Genomic DNA, 16,238 nt, shown 5'->3' with positions numbered 1-16,238 from the left:
GGCCACTGCTGGAAAGCCGTGGCTACAGGAAGCGGATGAACAGCCAACGTCCGCGAGCTACTCCACGCCCAGTTGGCGTTGTATTTGTTCCAACGGAACGCCCTTGGTTTCGGGGACCAAAAAGATCACCCAGAACAGTTCCAAGACCATCATGAAGCAGAAAAAGCCGAACACGTAACCGGGTGCGAAGTAGGTGACCATCCAGGGAAAGACAAGTGTCAGCATCGCGGCAAAAATCCAATGCGTAAAACTTCCGAGCGATTGGCCTGCGGCGCGATACTTGTTCGGGAAGATTTCTGAAATCAGGACCCAAATAACGGCACCTTGACCGACGGCATGTGCGGCGATGAAACCAAAGATGCATAACAACACAATCATCCCCGCCGGGTTGGACGCTTCCGACGCATCGGTGACCGCTTGTTGAGCGATGGTCTTCCACTCAGCCACGGAGGCTTCCTCACGAATCGTGATCGGTTCGCCTCGGTAATCATCGGTTACCGAGGCTGCAAATGCAGTTTTGGCTTCCGAAAGATCCTCGGCGTAGGAATCGGGCGTGGGCGATTGCTCGATCTTCTCAATCACACCAACGACTTCGATCGCAGTGGAAGCGACTTTGAATTCTGAGGCATTCGCAAAAAAGGTATAGGAGCACAAGCCAAGTGAGACGATGTATCCAATCGCGCCGATGAAAAGCAGGGTTTTTCGTCCGAGTCGATCGATCAGATACAAGCCGACGAACGTAAAGATAAGATTGGTCAGCCCGATGCCTACCGATTGAAGCAAGGCGGCCTGTTGATCCAAGCCGGTCAAGCCGAAGATCCGAGGCGCAAAGTATAGAATCGCATTGATCCCAGAAAGCTGGTTAAAAAACGCAACCAGAAATGCGAGCATGATGGGCGTTCGCAACTTCCATGACCAGAATCCATGGGTGACTCTCTCGCTTGACGTCGCCGCTGCGACAATCTCATCGGCCAACGCAAGCACGTCGGCTTCGGATGCATCGGAGTTGATGGTTCGAAGAACCTCCAATCCCGTTTCTCGATCGCCGCGGCCGATCAGCCAACGAGGACTCTCGGGCAACGTGAAACACAACAACGAGTAGACGATCGCGGGAAAGGCCTCGACGCCCATCATCCATCGCCATGCATTCTCGCCCACGTTGCCGAGCAACGCATTGGACAAGAACGCGATCAGAATGCCGAGCACGATGTTGAATTGAAACATCCCCGCCAAACGACCACGCATGGCTGGTGGAGAAATTTCAGAGATGTACAAGGGTGCGGCAACCGTAGAGATGCCTACGCCGAGACCACCGATAAAGCGGGCGATCATGAATGAGTAAACATCCGTTGCCATTGCCGACCAAACGGCCGACACGACGTAAAGGATTCCGATCCACAACAGCGTCTTGGTGCGTCCGAATCTGTCCGTTGGCCAGCCGCCGATCAGCGAGCCGACCACCGTACCCCAAAGCGCCATACTCATGGCCAGACCATGCTCGACGCTGCTCAACTCCCAAAGTGCCTGGATCGGTTTTTCGGCCCCTGAAATCACAACGGTGTCAAAACCGAACAAAAAACCGGCTAGTGCAGAGGTCAATGACCAGAAAAACAGACGCTTGTTCATAGGAAAACCCGGCTAAAGATAATGAGTCCTTCATTAGGATCTAACAGGTTAGCATATTGCGAGCGTGCGTTGTCAACACGCGGCCTCGCCTGGTTTGTGCTCAGTTTTACTGACTCTGAATTGGCGCGAGTTTTTACTGGAGGAGTATGGAAGGGACCGTTGCTCGCAATTGCGGGGGCGGGCGCGTTTCGGTAAGGAATCAAGGCAGGACAGGAGTCGCTTTAGCGTCAGTCCATTTTGAGGTCGAATAAAGAAACCGCGGCCCCTTTATCACTCTTAGTAAACATGGACGTTCTCTCTGGCAACGGGTTGCGCGGACAATTGAAACACAGAGGCACAGAGGCACAGAGGAACACAGAGCAGATGCTCTGTGCTTTCTCCGTGTTCTCTGTGGTTCGCCCTTTCTCGCGGCGGGGCGATGGCTTTTCGGGTGGCACAGGCTTGGTACGATAGATCTCGCGCGAGCGTCCTCGGTCGTCAAGCCGCTGGCCGTAGAAAGACGGAACAAAACGATGCTCGCGGTTATCAAGTGGTTGATCACACGTCCCGCCCCGCGTGATCGTGGCCGTGATCCGGTTGACCGGCACCCAGACCCCATGCAAGCGGACTTCGCAAAATGAATCCGTATTCACCGCCGGCGACCACAAGCGAGGATCAACGGCAGCTGTGTCCGATTTGCAGAACCCAAGTCGAATTCCTTCGCTTTGCATTTCCGTTCGGCTCTTGCCCTCAATGCAGAAACTATCTCGCGATCCGCAATTGGGATCGTCAATCGCTTCCTTGGATTCTTGGCATCCTCGCGATAACAACGGGTCCTTTGATCGCTACGTCGATTGGGATTCCAATTCGGGGCTATCCGATGGGGCGGCTTGTCCTGATCTGGATGGCTGCGATTATCCTGCACGAGAAGCTTGCTGGGCGGCTGGTTCCCGCGGTTTGCTGGGGTTTCTTCGCACTGCGCGATGATGACCGAATCACGCCGATCACCGATTCACTCGCAAAGGGGTTTTTTTCGCCCACTTTGGCGTTGTCTCGGTGTGGGGCCATTTTGTACGGTCGCTGTCTGTCCTTCCTGTTTTTGAACTGATTACGGATATTTGCGAGGCAATGATGCTCTCTCGCCCCTCGAAACGGATTTCGTTGGCGCTGATTTCAGTGGTCATCGGTGTTGTGGGTTGTCGTTCACCACGGACGATTGGTAGTTTGTTCCAAGTAACCCGGCACGAAAGTGCAGAGTTATCCGACGTCGAAGCCCCACGCCAGCGTTTGGCGACCGCGAAACCGAGAGCGGGGTCGGTGTTTGGTAGTGCGGAAGCGACAGATCCCGAGGAGGAATCGCTGATTCGGCAGGTTTCCCACACCGACGAAGCACCCCTTGCGCGAACCCAAAAGCTGCCTGTATCGACCAAGCAAGCGAACGCGGCCGAAGCAAGGGCCGACGCTGCAGAAGGAATGTCGAAACAGGAACTGTTGGAGCAGCTTGAGGGGATGTCACCGGAGGTCAAAGAGCTGGCGCTGCGTCAATGGAACGCCTTAGCGAATCATCATGTGGAATCGACGGCGCAACCGGCGCCACTCGATCAAGCCCTCGCCAAGTCACTGAAGCACGAACACCAGCTGCCGCCCGCGAAAAACGAACCGGCCAGCGCGCCATTGAAACGACTCGCGATGCCAGCCGAAGAAACACCCACCAAGGATGTCTTCGCCGAAGACACAGCCGAAGCCATCGCCGCACAGAACGCTGCCTCGGATCTCGAAGAAGTTGTTGTGACCACCATCACGGACACGAAACTAGAATCCAAACCCGAGGCGATCAAACCGGTGTCGGCCACGCGCCGCCAGGACGATCCTCGGATGGTCTCGACCGCGTCGATGCAGTCACCGACGGCAACGGAAGCCGCTGCGAGTATTGATTCGTTGTCGGACAAAACGCTTTATGAAGCGTTGCTGAAACGAATTGCGATGCCCGTTGACGGCGAGTCGGATGCCGAGCATGCTCGACGATTGATTACCGCGAGGCATTTGATGGTGTTAGCTGGCAATCCCGATGCGGCCGTCGAGAGAATCGAAGGGATGACCGACAAGGAACAGGAATACCTGAGGCATCAACTCTTGGGCCTTTGGACCATGGTGGATCCCGAAGGGCATCCCGTTCAAAGCCGACGTTTTAGTTCTGCATTGCCCCAGCTTCGTGAAGCGACGAAGTACCTCGCCGCCGCGACGGATTCGCTTGAAGTGCGATCGCTGGCATTCTGTACCGAGATCATGGCGTACGGGCAAACCAAACCGTTCCCAACCACGCAGTTCCAGCCAGGGCAGCAGGTCATTTTGTACTGCGAAGTGGAGAACTTTGTCGCCAAGAAAGTGGAGAATGGATTTCAAACCCATCTGCAAGGAAGTTACGACGTCTTGAACTCCGAAAACCAAAAGGTCGCGAGCCAATTGTTGCCAGCCGACCAACAGATTTCGGCAAACTACCTGCGTGATTACTTCATCGCCTATCAAATGCACCTGCCTCAGAACTTGGCGGAGGGCAAATACCGTTTGCAACTCACCATGGAAGATATCGAAGGCAAAAAGTACGGTCAGTCAAACATCGCGTTTGAGATCAAATAATCGTCGCGGGGAACGCACCCTTCTTTTTCGATGTCACGCGGATTCCGTTTTTCGAGTGGGCCTGTCCCAAAACAGCAGGATGAATCCGACGGTGACGGCAGCGGAAAACAAAGCCGGGGCCATCCACAGCGTTTTCCAATCCATCGTACCATCGCGCATGGCATAAACCTCCAATCCACCGAACACCTGCGCTCCGACAAACATGCCGAGTCCCTGAGTGACCAAGACAAAGAAGCCTTGGGCTTGGTTTCGAATTGCGGGAGGGGCTTTTCGATCGACGTAGATCATTCCCGTCACAAAGAAGAATCCAAAGCAGATGCCATGTAACACGATGCCGCCAAAAATCATCCAGACACTGTGACTCTCTGCGGCGATCGCAAACAAAGCATAGCGGACGACCCACGCGGTCATGCCGATCGACATCATCCATTTGATCCCCAGTCGAGCAAAACAAAGCGGCATCACGAGCATAAAGAAGATTTCACTCGCTTGGCCAAAAGCCAGCGCGAAGGTCGCGCTTCCAAACGGAGTGACGCCCGATGCTTCGACAAAGGATCGAGCGAATGCGGCATAGCCGACTTGGGGAATGCTCAGCAAGAATGCGGCGACCATGAAGAGAGCAAACGCGGGGCTGCGAAACAACTTCAATGAGTCGAGCCCAATAATCTCACCAAACGTAACACGTTTTCCGGCTCTTGGTGGAGGCGAATGCGGCAGGGTGAAGCAGTAAAGCCCAAGCCCGCATGCCGATCCTCCGGCCAACCCAAACTGCAACGCGGATGCGTCCTTTCCTGGCAACAGGCTGATTGCCACATTGCCGCAGATCCAGCCCACCGTTCCCAACACGCGAACGATCGGAAATTCCTTCTCGCGATTGCCTAAGTGTTGAAATGATATGCTCGCTGTCAAAGCAATCGTCGGCATGAAGCAGAGCATATGCACCAGTAGCGTGAGCACAAACGGATGGCGTAAGGACTGCCACAGGATCGTGAGTCGTTCCAGAAGCCAATGTTGGTCCGGAGCGGGCGTGACGCTAAAGGGGGACGCCATCGAGGGTGCGACCAACAGCAGCAGACCACTGATGACAAATAGAATCGCCAGCGCGATCTGTGTGGGAAGGAAGCGGTCGGCGATCAGCCCCACAAAGAAGGGAGAGAAGATCGCCGCGAGCGGCCCAACCGAGTAAACCGCAAAGACGAGTCCGTCCATTTGGATGTCTCCGCGAAGCATGAATCCGGTGGCGGAGACATACCAAGCTCCCATTGCGAAGAACTGCAAGAACATCATCACGGACAACCGAATCAATACCGATCGCTGTGTTGTGGCATCGGAATTCATCGAGGTTGTCATCCTGTTGCTGCGTGTGTTCGCCAAGCTGCTGTGCTAGAAAGCTGGAGCGTAGCGATATCCGACAAAGAGTACAACGATGGCGGACCCCTTGCTGTCATCCCAGCGGTCGGTCAGCATGATGAAACCACTCTCGCTTCAAGCCCTGACTCGGCTTTTTTGACTTGCCCTGCGTTTGTCGCCAAGCGTTGCTTGGTCCAGTGGTTTCAATTTTGGTTGACGGTTTGCCAAAGGCGACCAGGACGGAGCGTTTGAAACCGACTTCGATGACTCAGCTTGGCAGCGTGTTGATTTGCCACATGACTGGGCCATTGCCGGCGTTGCCAACGGTGATTCGATGGGGCCGATTCTTTTACCGACTCGACGCATCCGCTGTTCTACGGAAAGGCTGTCGCCGTCTTACGTAGCATTCCTGGGAAGTCCGGAGCGGCCACGCTTCAGGTTCGTGCCGCAAGTGGTATCGCATCGGAAACTCAGGTCACGTTTCATGATTGAGTCGGTAGCCACCCCCTGTTGACCGCTCCACGATTCGCTGCTCGCAGCACGCAAGCTGACGTTTTAATCTGTACAATAGTAACTTTGGCGATTCGTTCTGGGATGCAACCAACGGGTCGATTTGCGTGGTTCCGGTTGTTGCCCAACTCCAACGGCACTCTTATGAAATCGAATGACAAGAAAAAGAAGCACGTCGAACATACCGGTGCCGGTTCGTTTGTAAACGGCTCGGGGGACGTGAAGGCGAAGAAACATCGAATTGACAACAAAACCTACAACAGAGAACTTGCCCACTTGCATGTTGAACTCGTGAAGATGCAAGAGTGGATCAAGCACGAAGGTTTGAGGGTAGTCGTGATCTTCGAGGGACGTGATGCTGCCGGAAAGGGTGGCGTGATCAAGCGAATCACTCAGTGTCTGAACCCGCGAATCTGTCGCGTGGTCGCGTTAGGGCGACCCACCGAAAGAGAGAAGACGAGTTGGTATTTTCAACGTTACGTTGCCCATCTGCCCACGGCAGGTGAACTCGTGTTGATGGACCGCAGTTGGTACAACCGAGCCGGCGTCGAACACGTCATGGGTTTTTGCACGGACCCGGAATACCATGAATTTCTTCGCTCATGCCCCGAATTTGAACGCATGTTGGTTCGCTCTGGGATTACCGTGATCAAGTATTGGTTCTCGGTAAGTGATGAAGAACAGGAGGTGCGGTTTCAGAAGCGAATGAAGGATCCAACGCGGAGTTGGAAGCTGAGTCCTATGGACGTCGAATCCCGTTCTCGCTGGATCGAGTATTCCAAGGCGAAAGATACGATGTTCGCTCACACGGACATCAAGCAAGCACCGTGGTACGTGGTCAAGGCGGATGTTAAGAAAACGGCTCGGCTCAATTGTATCACGCATTTGCTCAGCATGATTCCTTATAAAGACTTGACACCGACTCCGCCGAAGCTTCCACCGCGTCCCATTGAAGGTGGCTACCTTCGTCCACCTCTTGAGGATCAAACTTTCATTCCTGAGGTTTGGTAATCCGCTGATCAAGGTTGCTTTTTTTGCCTTCCAGACGCGTGAGGACCAGTGCTAGGTCAGCGGGGGTGACACCACTGATACGCTTGGCTTGGTCCAGATTGAGCGGCCGGACTCGATTGAGTTTTTCGCGTGCTTCGTGTCGCAAAGGACCGATGGCGTCGTAGTCGAACGTTGCTGGAATTCGTTTGCTGGCCAAACGATGCTGCTTTTCTACCTCCATCTTTTGCCGGGTGACGTAGCCTTCGTACTTGGTGTCGTACAGCACTTGCTGGGCCGCTTCGGCGTCAATCCGACCGAGGCCTTCGACGCGTCGGCACATTTCATCCCAATCGACTTCGCTGCGACGAAGAAATACATCGCCGGGAATCTTGTCGCATCGTGCCGCTTTGAGCAATTGATTGGCTCGTGCCATTTGATCCAGTTTGGTTTGGAAGCGTTCGCGCCGCGCGGCGTCAATCAAGCCGAGTTCATCCGCGACCCCGGTCAGCCGGCGGTCCGCATTGTCTTGACGAAGCAGCAACCGGTATTCGGCCCGGCTGGTGAACATGCGGTAGGGTTCGTCGGTGCCGGCGGTGACCAGATCATCGACCAGGACGCCGATGTAAGCTTGGTCTCGCGTGGGGACCCAGGCTTCTTTGCCAGCGACTTTTCTCGCGGCGTTCAGTCCGGCGATCAACCCCTGACCGGCGGCCTCTTCATAACCGGTGGTCCCGTTGATTTGTCCAGCCAAGAAGAGGCCTGCGACTCGCTTTGATTCCATCGAGGCCCAAAGCTGTGTCGGGGGGCAAAAATCGTACTCGACGGCGTAACCGTAACGCATGATCTGCGCGTGCTGAAGCCCCTCGATCATCGCAAACATCTGATCCTGAACATCACGCGGTAGACTGGTCGAGATACCGTTGACGTACACTTCGCCGGTGTTGCGACCTTCGGGTTCGAGGAACAACTGGTGCGAGGTTTTATCGGCGAAGCGAACAACCTTATCCTCGATCGACGGACAATACCTCGGGCCGGTGGAATTGATTTGGCCGCTGTACATCGGCGCGCGTTTTAAGTTGGCGCGGATCAATTCATGGACGGCGTGGTTGGTGTGGGCGATGTGACAAGGAAGTTGATCGGAGCTGTCGAGTGATTCCGTCAGGAACGAAAACGGTTGCGGCTTCTCGTCGCCCGGTTGTCGCTCCAGATTGCGATAGTCAATCGACTTGGCATTGAGTCGGGCTGGCGTCCCCGTTTTGAAACGTTCGACTTCAAAGCCAAGTCGAGCCAGCGCGCCGCTGATTCCGCTGGTGGTTCCCTCCCCTGCCCTGCCCCCGGCGGTTTGGGCCTCGCCGGTGTGCATGATCGCTTTGAGAAACGTTCCGGTTGTGAGGATGACGGTGGGTGCAACAAACAAAGCATCGCCGACGACCGAAACGCCGCGAACGCGAGTCTGTCCTTCAACGTTTTCAGTCAACAGGTCGATCACCGTTTCTTGGCGGAGATCCAAGTTCTGTTGTTGTTCGATTTGGTGTTTGATGTAAGCCTGGTAGGCCTTCTTGTCGGCCTGAGCGCGGGGGCTATGCATGGCCGGGCCTTTGCGACAATTCAAGAGACGGAATTGGATGCCGGTGGCGTCGATCGCATGGCCCATCAATCCGCCCAAGGCATCGACTTCGCGAACAATTTGCCCCTTGGCGACTCCTCCGATTGCGGGGTTGCACGACATTTGGCCAACCGTGTCGAGGTTGGAGGTCAGTAGTGCCGTTTTGGCACCAAGACGAGCGGCCGCGGCAGCCGCTTCGGTGCCCGCATGACCGGCACCAATGACAAGAACGTCGTAATGATAAGAGCTTTGAGTCATGGTTTCCTGTCGCGGGGGTAATAGCTTCAAGATCCGCTTGGGGACAGGTCGAAGCCGAGAAGGACGTAGTGCAGACTTCCGTATTTCTTTTGTTTGGGGCTTGATCGACAAAATGTGTATCGCCAAAAAAGCGATTTCCGTTGCCGCCGCGCCCAACTTGGCAATGCTTGCGTTGATGCTACTTTCGCTATCCTTGGCAACCGCTGACGAACCGAAAAAAAGCCCCAGCGTTGTGCTTGGCACCCGAACGTTCCGAATTCCCTTCAACGTCAACGCCACACCGTCCACGACGACCTCGGTCCGATTGTACGTTCGTCGAGGACCTAACCAGCCGTGGCAGCTCGCCGATACCAAGCCCAGTAGCATCCGCGAATTTGCCTTTGTTTGCAAGGACGATGGCGAATTCTGGTTCGCAACCGAAACCATTGAGTTGCCGCAGGCGGCCGATGACGACGTTGCCGTTGGCGGATCGGTCGACGCTCAGCTGAGAGTCTTGGTCGACACGACCAAGCCAGTGATCGATTTGCAGGCAGACGCCGAGGCCGATGGAACGATCGCCTGCCGATTGTCGATTCGCGATTTGACCGCGATCACCGAAACGCGAGTTTATTATGCAACCGATGTCGACAGTCAGTGGCAAGATTGGGCACCCAAACCGGGTGAAACCGCCGAGCGTTTTTCGTTCCTTCCCGATCATGATTGGCGACAATTGTCGGTGCATGTCCGAGCCGTCGATTCCGCTGGCAACCACGCGACCGCGACCAAGCAATTGCAGCGGCCTCGGATGGCGGTCACCGCCATGCCGACGTTCGCGATTCGGGTAGAGCGATCACGCGGCCGAGTTGGCAGCACCAACTCGGCGGGGATCGTCGCGACCCCGGTCCAATATCGAATCCATACGGGATCCGATTTGTATGTTCGGCCCGCCTTATCGGACCCCAATGACACGTCGACCAGTCCGGTGATCAAGCTCGATCGGTACAAAACCTCCGCCGTGGAGGAGAGCGAAACAAGCCTCTATCGCACGGCCGACTACAATGTTCCTCATGTGGCTGCTAATCCGTTGAGCCGCCTTCGCGGTACGAATCTGGCCGACTTCTCCCGTGTCCCGGCGAATGCTCAGCGACCGGGGACCGTTCCGCCGACGCCACCGAGTTATCAATTTTCGGCGGTTCCCCGCTACACGGCATCCAGCTCTGCGGTCGAGCTGCCGCCACCCGCCACAGCGGAACAGGTTGGCAACGGTTTTGGATTGAATCCACCGCAAGTGTCGCCTGGCTATCAAACGCCATCGTTTTCGCCCAATGCGTTGGCGTCTCCGTTGCCTCCGGTGGCGATACCGAATGCATCGGCATCCGCTGAACCATCGACCGCTCCGTATGTGGTTCCTTCCCTGAACCCAACGGCATCTGCAGTGCCGAGCACGCAGGCGGCGAGGCCTCAATCGGCAGCCGAAGCGATGCGGCCGCTGGACAACGCGAGGCCGATTCGTCCTGCCCCGCCTGTTTCCCGTTCGCCTTATGTGACACCAGCCACGCGTTTACCGGAATCTTCTCCGTCGCCTGATCCCCGTACTCGCTACGGTGCAAATCGCCCTGCGTCATCGCCGCCCAAATCGCTTGATCCCACCCTGTTCGCCGAGCGCGTTCCGACACGCTACAGCAATTCCAATCGTTTTAGTCTCGAGTATGAATTGGAGGCTGTCGGCAGTCGTGGTGTCGATTCGGTGGAGCTTTACGGCAGCACCGATGGTGGGCAAACTTGGAAGCTATGGGGTCAAGACCCTGATAAACTGAGTCCCTTCGATATCGAAACCAAAGAGGAAGGTGTGTTTGGTTTCTGTATCGTCGTCGTCAGCTCCACCGGGCTTGCGAGTCCTCGGCCACTTGCGGGTGAGGACCCCGATATCGTTGTCGTGGTCGATAAGAGTGCACCGCAGGTTCGAATCACTGGCGCCCAGTATGGCGAAGGTGACCGTGTCGGTTCGCTCGTGATTCGTTATGAATGTGCAGATGCGAACTTGATGGCTCGTCCGATCACGTTGTCCTTCAGCGATCGCGTGGATGGGCCTTGGACGACGATCGCCGCGGGCCTTCGCAATCAGGGTGATCATGTCTGGCCTGCGGACCCGAGGTTGCCGCGACAATTGTATTTGCGAATTGATGCAACCGACGGTGCCGGGAATATGGGGTCCTATGTGCTGGATCGCCCGATTGATGCTCAAGGTTTGGCCCCCCGAGCCAGAATTCGCGGATTCCAGCCGATCAGCGGTTTTGCTCCGCCAGCGGAGAACGAACAAACCGCGGGACGCCCCCGAGCGACGTTTAAGTAGAGCGGCTCGTGCAGAACACCCGCACTCGTTGGCTAACCGGGCGAGACTCGCTGGCTAACCGGGCTAGATAGGTGTCGCGGATCGCGATAGTCTTTTTGGTGTCTTTGTCGCCTGCACTTCGCCGTTCGTTGTTTCTGCTATGGCCATCCAAACTGCCTTCGACCTACTTTCGAAACCACCCGCCGAGCTTCCCGCGGTTGCGGCCGTTTACGGTTCGGACACCACGCTTCGGTCGTGGGTCCTTGCGGCGTTAAGCGCCGATGGTGACGTGACATCGTTTGATGGGGATGTGGTTCGCTGGGCGGATTTGCGAGACGATTTGGCAACGGCATCGTTGTTTGATTTCGATGGAAAACGGTCGATCATTGTTCGCGATGCCGACAAGTTTGTTTCCAACCATCGCCCCGAACTCGAAAAGTATGTCTCGAAACCGGGGACTTCGAATCGTTTCTTGTTGGATTTGTCGTCGTTGGCTTCCAACACGCGGCTCTACAAAGCGATTGCCGGTGATCATTTGGTGGTCGCATGCACGTCGACGAGCGATAAGAAGTTGGGCATCACAGCGACGACCCGCCGAAAGTTCTTGTGTGGCTATGTGGCCAAACGCCACCAAGCCGTGCTGGCTGCGGACGCCGCGGATGCATTGGTCGAAATGATCGGTGATGAGATCGGGATGCTGGAGACCGAGATTGCAAAACTGGCACTTTATCGGGGCCCCGGCGAGGTGATCGATGAGCCCCTTGTTCGCGATGTTGTAGCGGGATGGCAAGGCAAAACGGTTTGGCAAATCACCGACGCGATCGCCTCGGGTGATGCCGCCGAAGCGATGCGTCAGCTCGACAAATTGATGAGTGGTGGCCAGCGTCCGATCGCGTTATTGCCGCAGATCGCATGGTCGCTTCGTCGGCTTGGGATGGCGACCGCGGTGGTCGAACATCGTGAACGGGAAGGACGGTCGGTCCAGTTGGAGGATGCCTTAGCTGCCGCCGGCATCAACCGCCCGTCGGAAATTCAGCAAGCCAAGAAGCAGCTGCGAGGACTCGGCCGCGCTCGTGGAAAACAGTTGTTGCCATGGCTGCTCGATGCCGATCTGCGTTTGAAGGGAACTCACAGCGCTGAGGGTCGCGATCGGTTTTTGCTTGAGCAGTTGGTGATGCGCATGGCGAAGTCAGGCTGAGGCTGGCGTTTTCAGGCGAAAATCGCTGAAGGGTGATCCACATTCCGCTGCCTCCGGCCGTTACAATGGAAGGACGTCGCTCTCCTACGTCCCCCCTTCCCCGATTCTTGCGGAGCCTACTTCATGCGTCGACGAGATTTTTGTAAAGCTGCTGGGCTGACAGCGGCAGCCATCCAAACGAAGGCATTTGCTGCTGCTACGGATACGCCGCTTCGGGTGGGTTTGATTGGTACCGGCTGGTACGGAAAAACCGACCTGTTTCATCTGATGCAAGTCGCCCCCGTCGATGTCGTTGGCTTGTGCGATGTTGATCGACAATTGGTCAATGAGGCAGCCGAGCTGGTGTCGGGCCGTCAACCCTCCGGCAAGAAGCCAGCGGTGTTCGGTGACTATCGCGAGTTGTTAAGTCAGCAAAAACCCGAGATTGTGTTGGTCGGAACGCCAGACCATTGGCATTGTTTGCCGATGATTGAAGCCTGCAAATCGGGAGCAGACGTTTACGTGCAAAAGCCGATCAGTTTCGATGTTGTCGAAGGCCAAGCCATGGTTGCGGCCGCTCGTAAGTATGATCGGACGGTCCAGGTGGGGCTGCAGCGACGCAGCACACCCCATCTGCTCGAAGCACGGGATCGATTCATCGAGTCGGGGCTGCTGGGCAAAATTGCCTATGTCGATATTCATAGTTACTTTGGCGGCCGTCGTGATTTTCCGCCCGTCCAAGCGCCGCCATCGAACCTGGATTGGGAGCAATACGTGGGCCCGGCTTCGTGGCGAGATTACAATCCAGGCATCCATCCGCGATCGTGGCGCGATTGTATCGAATTCAGTAACGGTCAAACGGGCGACCTTTGTGTTCACTTTTTTGACACCGTTCGTTACTTCCTTGGCTTGGGGTGGCCCAAGAGCATCTCGGCATCCGGTGGCAGGTTAATTCGTCAACCGGTTCCGGGCGGCGGGTTGCACGACACTCAGACGGCGCTGTTCGATTTTGGCGAAACCCAGATCGTGTGGAACCAACGCAATTGGGGCGCCAACCCTGATCCGGAATACCCGTGGGGTGCCACGCTGTATGGGGACAAAGGAACCTTGAAGCTCAGTGTTCGCAATTATGATTTCATCCCCAAGAATGGAGGGGAATCGGTCCATGGCGATTGGGTGGACGAGAGTGACCAGTATCCCGAGGACCTTCAGCACAAGGAAACGGAAGTCTTTGCCGCGCCGGCAACGCGCCGGCATATGAAGAATTTTCTGGCCGCACGGCAACAGAAAACGCGTCCGGTCGCGGATATTGAACAGGGGCACATTTCCAGTGCCTGCTGCATCATGGCGAACCTGTCGATGCGAATCGGTCGCAGTCTGACTTGGGATGCCGAGCAAGGTAAAGTCGTCGACGATGTCGAAGCGAACCAACGTTTGGCGCGGGTGTATCGCGCGCCCTATGTCCATCCGACAGCCGACTCCGTCTAGCGGCTGGACGTTGCCCGTCGTGGGTTGTCCGGGAAGGTTGCCAGTCGAAATGACTCGCAGCCTTCCGGCGCGTCGTCGCCATTTGCCCGACGTTATGTTTGCCTGACGTTAAGCTTGTTGGGCAGGATACTTGTGGATCAACTGCAGCACTTCGTCGATTTCCTCTTTCTTTTGGAACCCGATCGTCATCGCGTCGATCGCTGTGAGTCCCTGAGCGAACTGGATGCACTCCTCTTTTTGATCGACAAGTGTGCCTTCGCCAAAGATTTTCATACCGAGAACGGCTTTGCCGTTGTCTTTCATTTTTTGTAGCAGAGCCGATACTTCCTCGGTTGTCCCGTCCATCTTGGCGGCCTTGCCACCTTTGCGATTGATGCGTGCAAGCACGACATCGACCCAGGGGCACTCGGCAGCCGTCTCCAACGCGCCGAAGTCGTGACAAGAAACGCCCACGGCGCGAACTTGTTTTTTCTCTTTTGCGGCGGCCAATTCATCCATGTAAGGCTTAAGTTGCTCGTCCCAGTTGCGGGTCGTTTCGCAGTGCAACAGCACGATGTCAAGATAGTCCGTATCGATTTCATGGCGGAATCTTTCCAAGGTGCTGCGCACGATCTCCTTACGATGCGGTGCTTTGGTTGCGTTTTCAGGCCCGTCATAGCGCCACCACATCTTTGACATGATCGTCACCTTTTCGCGCGGGATGGTCCGCAGCGCCTCGCGAAAATAGACATGGGTTCCGTACAGGTCGGCAAGATCGAAGAAGGTGATCCCACGTTCGTAAGAATGATGGAACAGCGCAACCAAGTCATCGAATCCCATCCGTGTTTGGTCCGATTGTCGCTTGCCGCCGTGGACTCCGGTCCCTTGGCCGATACGCGACATCGTAATCCCAGTATTGCCAAGTTGAATCTGTGGCGGGGGCGGAACGTCCGCGGAGTCGAGGGGGACGGCCTGCGCGGAGCTTCCAAGGACGGTCGCTGCAGCCGCACCGGCTCCCAAAATCTGTCGACGATTCACTTGGACCATGGATTTGATCTCCCTCGAGAAAAATGCAAGACAAAGGTGGTTCACACCCAACGGACATCCGCTACGGTTGCCATTTAGGTTGATAGGATGTCCGCAATTATACTGTTCTGCGAACCAACGCCCAACATCCTGTCCTCAAATCTTGGAGTCACATCCGCTTTTTTGGTTATTTCCAGCGGAAATGGTGATTCACCGACCACGTTCCGTCGTCTCGACCCGGTCCATCGAGCAAGAGAGCAGAGGCAAACGGCAATCGCGTTGGGAGCAACGAACCGAGACGCCGCCACGATCGCGGGCGTTTCCTCGTTCGGTTGAGGGTTCACATCCGCCGGCTGGTGCCTTGAGTCAGCGCCATGAAGGCGGATTCTAAATCGAGTTGTTCCTCGCTGAACCGGCGCAGATCGATGCCGTTTTCGATCAACTGTCGCGGCAAGTCGCTGTATTCTTCCACGCCTGCCTTTAAAACCACGCGAATGGAATCATCGCCGGGTTCGGTTCCTTGCACTTTCTCGTGACCGTCGAGCAACGGTGCCACTTTGTCGAGCTGTTCGCGGTTGGCGGTTTGAATGACCAGCACTGTATGCTCGCGGACCATCTTGATGATCTCGGTAACCATCGCGTTCTGTTTGAGCTCGCCACGATCAATGATCCCCACCTTGTTACAGACGTCCGCCAACTCGGGCAGGATATGGCTGCTGACGATAATCGTCTTTCCCATTTCGCCAAGTTTGCGAAGCAGATTTCGCATCTCAATCCGAGCGCGTGGGTCCAATCCGGATAGCGGCTCATCAAGCAGAAGCACCTGAGGATCGTGAAGCAGCGTACGTGCCAGCCCGAGTCGCTGCGTTTGGCCTCGTGAGAGCGTATTGGCAAAGGCATCCCGTTTGAAATCCAAGTCGACGACATCCAGCATTTCGTTGACTCGGTTCTCACGCTGTTTACCGTTGATTCGGTAAGCTGCCGCGAAGAATTCCAGGTATTCGACGACGGTCATATCATCGTAGACACCGAAAAAGTCGGGCATGTATCCGACCAAACGGCGGATTTCTTTGGGGTGTGTGTGGACGCTGTGGTCGCATACATAGGCTTCGCCCCAAGAAGGTTCCAGCAGCGTTGCGATGATTCGCATGGTCGTGGTCTTGCCGGCACCATTGGGGCCGATGAAGCCAAATAGGTCGCCAGCCTGGAGGTCCAAGTCAATGCCTTTGATGGCAAAAGCATCACCGTACTTCTTGGTTAAATCAACTGTCTTAATCACCAGTTTTTTTGTCGCTTGTTTC

The 16,238-nt window shown here is 55.8% G+C and carries 11 protein-coding genes; 6 read left to right on the top strand and 5 right to left on the bottom strand.

The window, feature by feature from the left end; genetic code table 11:
• Window positions 1-57: 57 nt before the first annotated feature.
• The gene (locus Poly41_RS01790; RefSeq protein ID WP_146524201.1) at window positions 58-1,626 is read right to left on the bottom strand and encodes a sugar porter family MFS transporter; all 1,569 of its coding nucleotides are present in this window, start codon (window positions 1,624-1,626) and stop codon (window positions 58-60) included.
• A 616-nt stretch (window positions 1,627-2,242) separates the two neighbouring features.
• Between Poly41_RS01790 and Poly41_RS01785 the strand changes: the two genes are divergently transcribed.
• Both Poly41_RS01785 and Poly41_RS01780 read left to right on the top strand, forming a co-directional pair.
• A complete protein-coding gene (locus Poly41_RS01785; RefSeq protein ID WP_197230999.1) occupies window positions 2,243-2,713 on the top strand; it encodes a hypothetical protein in 471 nt (156 codons plus the stop codon).
• 20 nt (window positions 2,714-2,733) lie between these two features.
• Complete coding sequence (locus Poly41_RS01780) at window positions 2,734-4,242, top strand: hypothetical protein (RefSeq protein WP_146524200.1); 1,509 nt, start codon at window positions 2,734-2,736, stop codon at window positions 4,240-4,242.
• Window positions 4,243-4,275: 33 nt separating this feature from the next.
• Here the strand turns inward: Poly41_RS01780 and Poly41_RS01775 are convergent, their stop codons facing one another.
• Window positions 4,276-5,580, bottom strand: coding sequence for an MFS transporter (locus tag Poly41_RS01775; protein ID WP_197230998.1), 1,305 nt, complete (start codon window positions 5,578-5,580; stop codon window positions 4,276-4,278).
• Between the two features lie 666 nt (window positions 5,581-6,246).
• Between Poly41_RS01775 and ppk2 the strand changes: the two genes are divergently transcribed.
• Entirely contained in the window at window positions 6,247-7,113 is an 867-nt protein-coding gene (ppk2, locus tag Poly41_RS01770) for a polyphosphate kinase 2 (RefSeq protein WP_146524198.1), read from the top strand.
• Here ppk2 and mnmG read toward each other — a convergent pair.
• Window positions 7,094-8,956 (bottom strand): tRNA uridine-5-carboxymethylaminomethyl(34) synthesis enzyme MnmG, encoded by a 1,863-nt coding sequence (gene mnmG, locus Poly41_RS01765; protein WP_146524197.1) that lies wholly within the window; start codon window positions 8,954-8,956, stop codon window positions 7,094-7,096. The genes ppk2 and mnmG overlap by 20 nt on opposite strands.
• Before the next feature lie 112 nt (window positions 8,957-9,068).
• Between mnmG and Poly41_RS01760 the strand changes: the two genes are divergently transcribed.
• From Poly41_RS01760 to Poly41_RS01750, 3 genes are all read left to right on the top strand, one after another.
• Entirely contained in the window at window positions 9,069-11,288 is a 2,220-nt protein-coding gene (locus Poly41_RS01760) for a hypothetical protein (RefSeq protein ID WP_146524196.1), read from the top strand.
• A 139-nt stretch (window positions 11,289-11,427) separates the two neighbouring features.
• Entirely contained in the window at window positions 11,428-12,465 is a 1,038-nt protein-coding gene (gene holA / locus Poly41_RS01755; RefSeq protein ID WP_146524195.1) for a DNA polymerase III subunit delta, read from the top strand.
• A 123-nt stretch (window positions 12,466-12,588) separates the two neighbouring features.
• On the top strand, window positions 12,589-13,932 hold the full coding sequence (locus Poly41_RS01750) for a Gfo/Idh/MocA family protein (protein ID WP_146524194.1): 1,344 nt from the start codon (window positions 12,589-12,591) through the stop codon (window positions 13,930-13,932).
• 108 nt (window positions 13,933-14,040) lie between these two features.
• Here the strand turns inward: Poly41_RS01750 and Poly41_RS01745 are convergent, their stop codons facing one another.
• Together Poly41_RS01745 and Poly41_RS01740 are read right to left on the bottom strand one after the other, a co-directional pair.
• A complete protein-coding gene (locus tag Poly41_RS01745) occupies window positions 14,041-14,958 on the bottom strand; it encodes an aldo/keto reductase (protein WP_146524193.1) in 918 nt (305 codons plus the stop codon).
• A 319-nt stretch (window positions 14,959-15,277) separates the two neighbouring features.
• The gene (locus tag Poly41_RS01740; RefSeq protein WP_146524192.1) at window positions 15,278-16,216 is read right to left on the bottom strand and encodes an ABC transporter ATP-binding protein; all 939 of its coding nucleotides are present in this window, start codon (window positions 16,214-16,216) and stop codon (window positions 15,278-15,280) included.
• Between the last annotated feature and the right edge of the window lie 22 nt (window positions 16,217-16,238).

This window comes from Novipirellula artificiosorum (assembly GCF_007860135.1).
GTDB classification, from domain to species: Bacteria; Planctomycetota; Planctomycetia; order Pirellulales; family Pirellulaceae; genus Novipirellula_A; species Novipirellula_A artificiosorum.
This window is presented reverse-complemented; position numbering and strand designations above follow the sequence as displayed.

What these genes read in the sequence shown, in the direction of transcription:
- ppk2 (WP_146524198.1), top strand. Translation starts at nt 6,247, where the DNA reads ATGAAATCGAATGACAAGAAAAAGAAGCACGTCGAACATACCGGTGCC.
- Poly41_RS01745 (WP_146524193.1), bottom strand. Translation starts at nt 14,958, where the DNA reads ATGGTCCAAGTGAATCGTCGACAGATTTTGGGAGCCGGTGCGGCTGCA.
- Poly41_RS01780 (WP_146524200.1), top strand. Translation starts at nt 2,734, where the DNA reads ATGATGCTCTCTCGCCCCTCGAAACGGATTTCGTTGGCGCTGATTTCA.
- Poly41_RS01775 (WP_197230998.1), bottom strand. Translation starts at nt 5,580, where the DNA reads ATGAATTCCGATGCCACAACACAGCGATCGGTATTGATTCGGTTGTCC.
- Poly41_RS01750 (WP_146524194.1), top strand. Translation starts at nt 12,589, where the DNA reads ATGCGTCGACGAGATTTTTGTAAAGCTGCTGGGCTGACAGCGGCAGCC.
- mnmG (WP_146524197.1), bottom strand. Translation starts at nt 8,956, where the DNA reads ATGACTCAAAGCTCTTATCATTACGACGTTCTTGTCATTGGTGCCGGT.
- Poly41_RS01790 (WP_146524201.1), bottom strand. Translation starts at nt 1,626, where the DNA reads ATGAACAAGCGTCTGTTTTTCTGGTCATTGACCTCTGCACTAGCCGGT.
- Poly41_RS01785 (WP_197230999.1), top strand. Translation starts at nt 2,243, where the DNA reads ATGAATCCGTATTCACCGCCGGCGACCACAAGCGAGGATCAACGGCAG.
- holA (WP_146524195.1), top strand. Translation starts at nt 11,428, where the DNA reads ATGGCCATCCAAACTGCCTTCGACCTACTTTCGAAACCACCCGCCGAG.
- Poly41_RS01760 (WP_146524196.1), top strand. Translation starts at nt 9,069, where the DNA reads ATGTGTATCGCCAAAAAAGCGATTTCCGTTGCCGCCGCGCCCAACTTG.